Annotated in this window: 8 protein-coding genes; all 8 read right to left on the bottom strand. The window is 33.4% G+C overall.

Annotated elements, in window-relative coordinates:
* Positions 1–73: hypothetical protein (locus EGN73_RS22865; RefSeq protein ID WP_425515029.1), on the bottom strand; the 73-nt coding region annotated here is incomplete at its 3' end.
* 36 nt (positions 74–109) lie between these two features.
* A complete protein-coding gene (locus EGN73_RS18815) occupies positions 110–748 on the bottom strand; it encodes a hypothetical protein (RefSeq protein ID WP_219293213.1) in 639 nt (212 codons plus the stop codon).
* 523 nt (positions 749–1,271) lie between these two features.
* Positions 1,272–2,144 carry a GIY-YIG nuclease family protein gene (locus tag EGN73_RS18810; RefSeq protein ID WP_219293211.1) on the bottom strand — a complete coding sequence of 291 codons (873 nt, stop codon included), beginning with the start codon at positions 2,142–2,144 and terminating at the stop codon, positions 1,272–1,274.
* Positions 2,145–2,809: 665 nt separating this feature from the next.
* Positions 2,810–3,664 (bottom strand): DUF4062 domain-containing protein, encoded by an 855-nt coding sequence (locus EGN73_RS18805; protein WP_219293209.1) that lies wholly within the window; start codon positions 3,662–3,664, stop codon positions 2,810–2,812.
* A gap of 495 nt (positions 3,665–4,159) precedes the next feature.
* Complete coding sequence (locus tag EGN73_RS18800) at positions 4,160–4,693, bottom strand: restriction endonuclease (RefSeq protein WP_219293207.1); 534 nt, start codon at positions 4,691–4,693, stop codon at positions 4,160–4,162.
* A gap of 3 nt (positions 4,694–4,696) precedes the next feature.
* Entirely contained in the window at positions 4,697–5,602 is a 906-nt protein-coding gene (locus EGN73_RS18795; RefSeq protein WP_219293205.1) for a restriction endonuclease, read from the bottom strand.
* Positions 5,603–5,767: 165 nt separating this feature from the next.
* Positions 5,768–6,898: a DGQHR domain-containing protein gene (locus tag EGN73_RS18790; protein ID WP_246611661.1), complete on the bottom strand. Its 1,131-nt coding sequence runs from the start codon at positions 6,896–6,898 to the stop codon at positions 5,768–5,770.
* A 2-nt stretch (positions 6,899–6,900) separates the two neighbouring features.
* Complete coding sequence (locus EGN73_RS18785; RefSeq protein WP_219293203.1) at positions 6,901–7,374, bottom strand: hypothetical protein; 474 nt, start codon at positions 7,372–7,374, stop codon at positions 6,901–6,903.
* Positions 7,375–7,379: the final 5 nt, after the last annotated feature.

Here is a 7,379-nt window from a genome sequence, read left to right as displayed (position 1 = left end):
TTCCATTACGGTATAATTCAACAACCATTAACTTGAAGGATTTATCGAATGACCTTCTTTTTTTCTTTTCCATATCTACTAAGTTAATCGAGCTTAACTTAATGTCCAATCAAATGTAGCAGATCCAGTTCGGAGGATTGTCAACAGAGTTCTTCACATGCTTTATTAATCCATACTTGTCAATTGGGTCTATAACCTCTTTTAATTTAAGAGAAATTAAGTTATTGATTTCTCTATCAAAAAGTGTATTCGTGTGTTCCAAGCAAGAAATGGTTTGCTTAATCCACTCCAAGTCAATTGAATTTAGTGATAAAGATTTCTTTTTTTCAGCTTTTACTTTCGCATCTTCCAAATAATGGTCAACGGCTTGTTGACCTGTCTGAGTTAATGTAACTCCAATATCTTCAAGAACATCGAAAGCTGTCTTGTGGCAAACTATTTCTGTAAAAACTCCATTCATTCTTGGATCAACATAAATATGACATAATTCATGAGCCATTTGAAAAATTATTTGATGCGGAAATATACCATCAACACAGATTCCAATTTCATATTTGTCAGGCTGGAGCGGCCAATATACAATTGGTCCATGAGTACAGTCATACTTTAATGAAATTGGTTTTACGCCCAATGGAGGAGTTCCCAGTTTGTCAAAGATATGATTCGCTGTCAAAGTGAAAATATTTTCAATATAACCAGCGATACCGGTGTCTAAATGTGATTGATTGTCAATCGTCCAGTTTTTCATAAAGTTCTGACTAACGTAAAGTGTTTTAGATGCAATCTACCCAAAAAAATAACTATTATAATTGACATTCCAAGATTACGTTTAAAACATAGTTGGACTAAGCCGGGCCACACCTATGGATGTTTATCTGTCTTGCATCATATCCTTCCTAAATACAATTTATTCCATTCTGAAATGGCATGCCATCAACGATTTTATTGAAACTTCCCATCACCAAACCTCCCCATTTTCCCATTCCTTTAAAATACCATGTACAGGGTAATATCACCTTAATAACTCAATAAAATGTTCCGGATTCAGAAGCTTCTGGCACTCAATGGTGGATTTTATCAAACCCAAAAAAAAAGTAAAATCCAGAAAGATCCTAGAAATCCAAAGCCAGACCTTATTAGCTAATGACCGGAGAAAACCAGTCCTACAGCAGATGAAATCCGGTGCCTCGAAGCGCCTGAAGCCCTCTTTTCGCAATTATAAATTTTATAAAACCTTTAAAAATTACTTGGAATTTAAGACTGTACCTCGATTATGCACCGCTTATTTTCTCTTCTTCAATGTCCTTTAGAGATTTTCCAAATTTATTTTTCCAAGCAGTTCTACCATTAATTGAATATCCAAGTATTATTGCAGCTGCAGCTGAAGAACTGGGAAATTCATAATCGTCAATGAATTGTAGTTTGCAGTTTTTTTCAATAACAATATTCCTTTCCTTTAATACTTTTCTTAAATTAGAATAGCTTCCCGAAAGAGAGGGAGTTTCTTTGCTATTCATATCACTGCCTTTTAAAACTTCAATTCCATTGGAAGTAAGTTTTGCAATAGCTTTAAAACCTCCGATTTCAAGTTTTAAACTCTCGGTATTTGAAAGTCCATTCGTTATTACTTTAGTTTCAATATGAAGAAGATTATATCCTAATGTTGGTAATAATATTTTCATGTTATCGAAATATGTGTCCATTTCGTCCTGCACCATTTTGGGCAAATTAATGAAGGATCCTTCTTTTCTATTTATTAATCTGTATTCGTTTGAATTCCCAAGCCTGGAGATTGTTTTATGCTCTAGATATTTAGTGTGTGAAACTGTTAAATTTTCATCTTTTGAACTAAAGCAAATAATTGTTTCTGCAAATGATTTGTCATTGTCTCGCAAATGCTGAATTATTCTTTCTGATAAATTATTTGCTTCTCCAATATATACGAGTTTGTCTTCGGGATTTTCTTCATCTTGTCCCAGTAGGAAATATATTCCAGGTCTTTTTAATTCATTAAAGTCCTTTGTTGTTGGAAATAGGTTTCTTGGGATTTTAATTGCTTGCCCTGTCCAGTTTGACATGTAAGCAAAAATCACCCCTTCTGGGTCACCTGTCACTAAATAATTTGATATTGTTATTCCTCTCATGTTGTTTTGTTCTTAAGTAGTGCATAACATTTTACTTGCTTTCTTAACAAAGGAAAGCTTTATAATTAAGTTTGATTTAATTTATTATAGTCGAAATCACCCAATTATCAAACCTACCATTCCCCCTCCCACCAATAAAATACCCTGTACAGGGTAATTTTACCAGTCCCTTTCAATAAAAAGAACTCCCCGGAAGGAGTTCTTTGAGGGTAATTCAAACTACTGCAACTTTTAATTTTAGGTGGGGTACTCAACTTTTTTATTTCAAAATAATTCTCACGATTTTACAGGGACGAATCATTCACTATTAAAAATAAATTTTATCTACCAAAAATCAAGGTTGTTAACGGGTTTTTTATTTCAAATGAAATTCCGGATGATATTGACCCCTTAAATAGGAAGGGAAATATTCTGGATCCTTTGGCTCTCAATGGGGGAGGGAATTTATCAAATCCAGAAAAAGAAAAACCCTGGAATGATCCTGGAAAGCCAAAGTCAGATCTTTTAAGCATTCACCAAGTTGGTGGGGTGGGAGAAAACCAGTCCTACAGAAGATGAACTTCCGTACAACGAATGGCCTGAAGCCCTCTTTTCGCTATTGTAAATTTAATAAAACCCTTTGAAAATTACTTGGAATTTAAGTCAGTACCTCGATTCGGTGTTCGTTATTTTTCTTTAAGTTTATCCGCAATTTTATAACCATATAACGTTAAAGCAAACACTTCTCCTTTATATCCACGTTCCTCTAAAATATCATTCATAATTAGGTTTTCAATTACAGCTTGCCAAGTGGCTCTCGTTCGTGGTTCAAAATCCAAATTTAACCTTTTGCCATTCGATTGAATATCAAAACCGCCCTTGTATGCTATTTTCATTACAGTGCCACTTGGATCATTTGAGGCTTCGATTATCAGTTCTTTAGATTCTTCAGTTAAATCAAGTTGGCTTATTTCATCAATTTTTTTTGTGTTTAAGGAGTCTTGTTTATCATTAGATTTAACAACTTGAAAGTAATTGTTTTGAATAATCTTTAAAGAGAGTTGTCTAGTTAGCTTTTGTCTTAAATCGTCTATAGAGTCAAAAATTTCAACTAAACCTTTTTCATAACAGCCGTTTTTAAATTTTTTTAATTCTTCGTATTGCTTCTGATCAATGCTGTCCGGTCTAACAGGGGTATTCGAAAAATAGAGCATTGCTGGCTTGCCAGATTCGACATGCTTTTCAATTTCTTCAACAGAACCACTGACAGAATCACCAGTTGAGCTTCCTATTCTTGTCCAAAAAATTCCTATAAGTAAATCACTATTTTCAAGGACTTGCTTGTTAATAAACTCTTGAGCTCTTCCACCCATTTCTGGACTCGAGTTATGCTCCCATCCGACTGGCAAGAGACATATCCTTTTGTCAAGTGAATTTATACTGTTCCACTCATACACAATTTCTCTTGCAAGTTGTCTTTCTCTGGATACGTCTCCTGGAGAAGCAATTATAACTTGGTAAACATTTGCTTGATATGACATGATATTTTGTTCTTCATAAGGCCCAACCTGACTCATCTTGGAGACAGCTGGCATTTGGCGCCGTTCACTTCAAATTTACTCCTAATTTAAAGATATTAAACTTTCAAATTACCGTGAACCTACTGCCCTCCAGCAGTAGTCAGGCTGTTATCCATTGCAATGTGGTGAGTGCCTTCAATGGTGAATATAGGTCAAAAAGTTAATCGTTCCAACGGGTGAGATGCCTTTACTGACGAATTACGGCATCTTCTAGGCGCGTGAGTAACGGCCTGACTTCGATATTGTATTTGAACTCATATGTACGGTGGTGTGAAAGGAATATCGTGTCAACTTAACGGTTGGCTAGGCTGTCAACCATCAGGAATGACTCCAAACTTTTAATCCCCATAGCTAAATCTCCTCTCAACCCCGCTACACTTCTGTCAACAGGGGCTAATTCCGAAATTCCGCTGCGCTCCACTTCGGTTTAGCCCTTATATGTTAGCAGCCGTATTTCTAGTTATTGAATGGTTTGTGAATAAATAGTCCACAGTATCTTTTTTTAATCAAAGTTCGGAAATCGTCAATAGTTGTAATAGCATCTAAGTCCGCCCTATTGATTATAATTACTCTTATCCCTTCACCAAGTGCTGCTTTAATCAAATCAATTGCTCCACTTCCGTTATTACTATTTAAAAAATCGCCCGTTACGCCATTGGCTGCAATGAATATTCCTGTTTTCAATGTTCTTCGTCTAACTTTTGAAATAAAACTGTCAAAAGAAGGTGCGCCAACTGGGCTTGACCAGTTCTTGCATTCTACTAGTATTGTATTGTCAAATGGTCTTAATACTTCTTCTGTTTGTGCATTCCACAGAACAATGTCAATTTCTTCAGCAGCCATAACTGCGTCTCTTCCTTCAATGCTTACGCCAGCTAAATTATTAAACAAATAAGCACATAGTTCTTCAAATCTGTCACCTTTTTGTGTCGTTGTTACAGCTGCATCTACAGCAGCAAGTAAACCTTGATATGTTGGAAGGTCAAACATTGCTTAGTAGATAAAAAATTTTCTAAATGATTTGATTAAAGCTTTAATTAAATCCTTTGAAGAATTAATACTGCTTAAATCTTCCTTGTCAACGACAAGAATTGCTATGCCAGAGTGTGCTTTTAAATCTCTTATTAATTTTTTATTTCCTTCTGTGAGGTTTGCTGTCGTAATAAGAATAAATGACTTAAACCCTTGTGAACTTGCCTTACTTATAAGCGAATGGATTAAGTTGTTCTCAACATATTTTGATGCTTTAACTTCAATAGGGATAGGGTTGCCCAATCCTTTCAATTCTTCCGATTCGTTAGAATTCCAAACTATAAAATCGTATTCCTTTCCGCTTCTTTGTTCATTATACTGAACTTCAAATCCTGGAATTTCTTTGAGTAAAGTAAATATCCAATTTTCAAGTTCATAAAATTTTGCAACTCCATTTAAATTTAAGATTTCATCTAATCTGTTATTATTAGTGAATTCCTGAAAATCTAAAATATGTTTTTTTCTCGTTTGAGGTTTGAGTTGATTTAATTCATTGTTGTCTGATAAAATTTGTTCAAGTCTAAATGATAGGTTCTTAATTCCTTTTGTGTCAATGTCATAATTGTAAAACCGATATGAGAGTAAAGAAAATCTATTGAAGTTATTTGTCTGGCTTACTAAGATTACTGGTTTGCCCATTGAATGAGCAATACCTACTTCATAATAGATATTGGGATTTTCATTTGAAATGTCGGCAACTACTACATCTGATTTTTTAATGGTCTCTATGATTTGTGGAACAATCTGTTCTTCAATATTAAAATAGTCAGCTTGATAAAGTTCAATATTTAATCTGCCAGAAATCATTTCCAATGCTTCTCGCACTGGATTCAAATTTCTGTAGTTTGTCGAAAGATATATTTTCATTTTTCAGTTGTCATTTTGGTTGTTGCAATGTCGTTCTAATATTCTGACTAGCGCAAGGTTAAGTACAACAAACTTTTTCATTGAATGCAATTTTTAAAGCGATTGAATATGAAATCAAGTTTTTAAAAGTAGGGGGAATTGCCACTAAAGGTTGGTAGTACGTTGCTATTGAAGACCACTCTTCTCAATCAAATCTCTATAAAGTTGTCCTTGACCAGAAGATCCGGGAACATATTTTTCTTTATTTAAGTCCTCTTCCTTTATGTCAATTTTATCAAATATTTCTGCAAACTGCTCTTTAGTTATGATTTCTCCTATTTTATTAAAACTTAAATATGCATGTTTAAAAAATCTCATTAAAGCTATAAAACCTGTAGACCTATTTAAGATTATGTTTGGTGTGATTTCATTCCAAGCGTTTGGCCATTTATTTTGAACAGCATGGAAAAAGTTCCAAATTATTTGTGCAATTATGTAATCTTCGGTATCATCGATAAAAATATTTCTAAGAAAATATCTATTAAGTTCATTACCTCTCACATATTCGAGTTTTTTAGATTTATGTCTTTTATAAAAATCCCTATCAGATTGAGGATCTTTAGATATATAATTTATAATGTTTTTCACAAATGTATCTTGAGTTATGGTTTCAAGTTCTTTATTCCTTGCATTACCCAGAATTTTAATTCGCTTATAAAAAGGGCTTCCTTCTTTTGCGTTTAAAGCTCTAACTATATTATGCGCTGATTTTTGAGGGCTTCTACTCTCAGCAAAAGAATATAAATCAGCAACTAAAGAATTACTTACGTTTTTTTGTTCTTTGTTGATAGTTGCAAAAACGATTGCCTGATCTTCCAATTCCATATCAATATAAATGGTAACAATGCACTGAAATGTTCTGGCTTCCTTTTCATAATGCCTTAAACCTGCAATTCTATGCTGCCCGTCTAAAACTTTTGCAATATCATCTTTGTAAAGAATTTTCATCATTTTTGTATCTGGATTGTACTCAGCATAGTCAGATGAAATCGCAAGGATAATACTATTTGGAAAAGTTGCATCAATCAAATTGACATATTTCCCAATTTCTTTTTCTCGATTTGGATTAAGCTCTCTCTGAATACCAATATAATCTTCTACATCTCTATTATCTTTACCTAATTCAATCCTGCGAACATCAGCATAGGAAATGTATTCAAGCACATCACTATCAAGGATTCCAATATACATATTTCCTATTGGTTGCTCTGCTTCTAGGCACTGAAATTCAACGTATTGTTTATCTATAATTTCCATAATTAACCTAATCTCTTTTTAATATTTTTCTGTTCTTCTTTTCTATAATCACCTATATCAGGTGATTTTTTGTTTACCAAAAATTGTGAATAATAAAAAAGAGGTATTGATAGAAAGAAACCTGAGAAGGATAGAACTTTTACAACCTCAGGCCTTGGGTCATTTGTGCTTGAAATTATAAAAGCGTAACATGCAGAAACTAAAACTAAAATTATTAACAGTGTCTTATTTATCCAGCCTTCAAATGCATTCCTATTTCCTTTGACACTATTATAGCCAATATAGGTTGAAGATATTAATGAAACACTGTAAAGAAAAAATTCACCTTTCAGGTAGTATTCGGAAAGTCCTTTATAACTTGTAAACAAGACATTTGAAAGTATCCCAAAAGCTAATGGTAATATAGTAAATACTACTATAAATAAAGTATTTTGAAGAGAAATACTATGATATTTTAAATATTCACTTGTAATCATATCTT

It is taken from the genome of Arthrospiribacter ruber (genome assembly GCF_019343195.1).
In the GTDB taxonomy this organism is placed as follows: Bacteria; Bacteroidota; Bacteroidia; order Cytophagales; family Cyclobacteriaceae; genus Arthrospiribacter; species Arthrospiribacter ruber.
This window is presented reverse-complemented; position numbering and strand designations above follow the sequence as displayed.

Excerpts from the sequence above, each read along its gene's own strand:
- EGN73_RS18810 (WP_219293211.1), bottom strand. The coding sequence starts at position 2,144 with ATGAGAGGAATAACAATATCAAATTATTTAGTGACAGGTGACCCAGAA.
- EGN73_RS18815 (WP_219293213.1), bottom strand. The coding sequence starts at position 748 with ATGAAAAACTGGACGATTGACAATCAATCACATTTAGACACCGGTATC.
- EGN73_RS18805 (WP_219293209.1), bottom strand. The coding sequence starts at position 3,664 with ATGTCATATCAAGCAAATGTTTACCAAGTTATAATTGCTTCTCCAGGA.
- EGN73_RS18800 (WP_219293207.1), bottom strand. The coding sequence starts at position 4,693 with ATGTTTGACCTTCCAACATATCAAGGTTTACTTGCTGCTGTAGATGCA.
- EGN73_RS18795 (WP_219293205.1), bottom strand. The coding sequence starts at position 5,602 with ATGAAAATATATCTTTCGACAAACTACAGAAATTTGAATCCAGTGCGA.
- EGN73_RS18785 (WP_219293203.1), bottom strand. The coding sequence starts at position 7,374 with ATGATTACAAGTGAATATTTAAAATATCATAGTATTTCTCTTCAAAAT.
- EGN73_RS18790 (WP_246611661.1), bottom strand. The coding sequence starts at position 6,898 with ATGGAAATTATAGATAAACAATACGTTGAATTTCAGTGCCTAGAAGCA.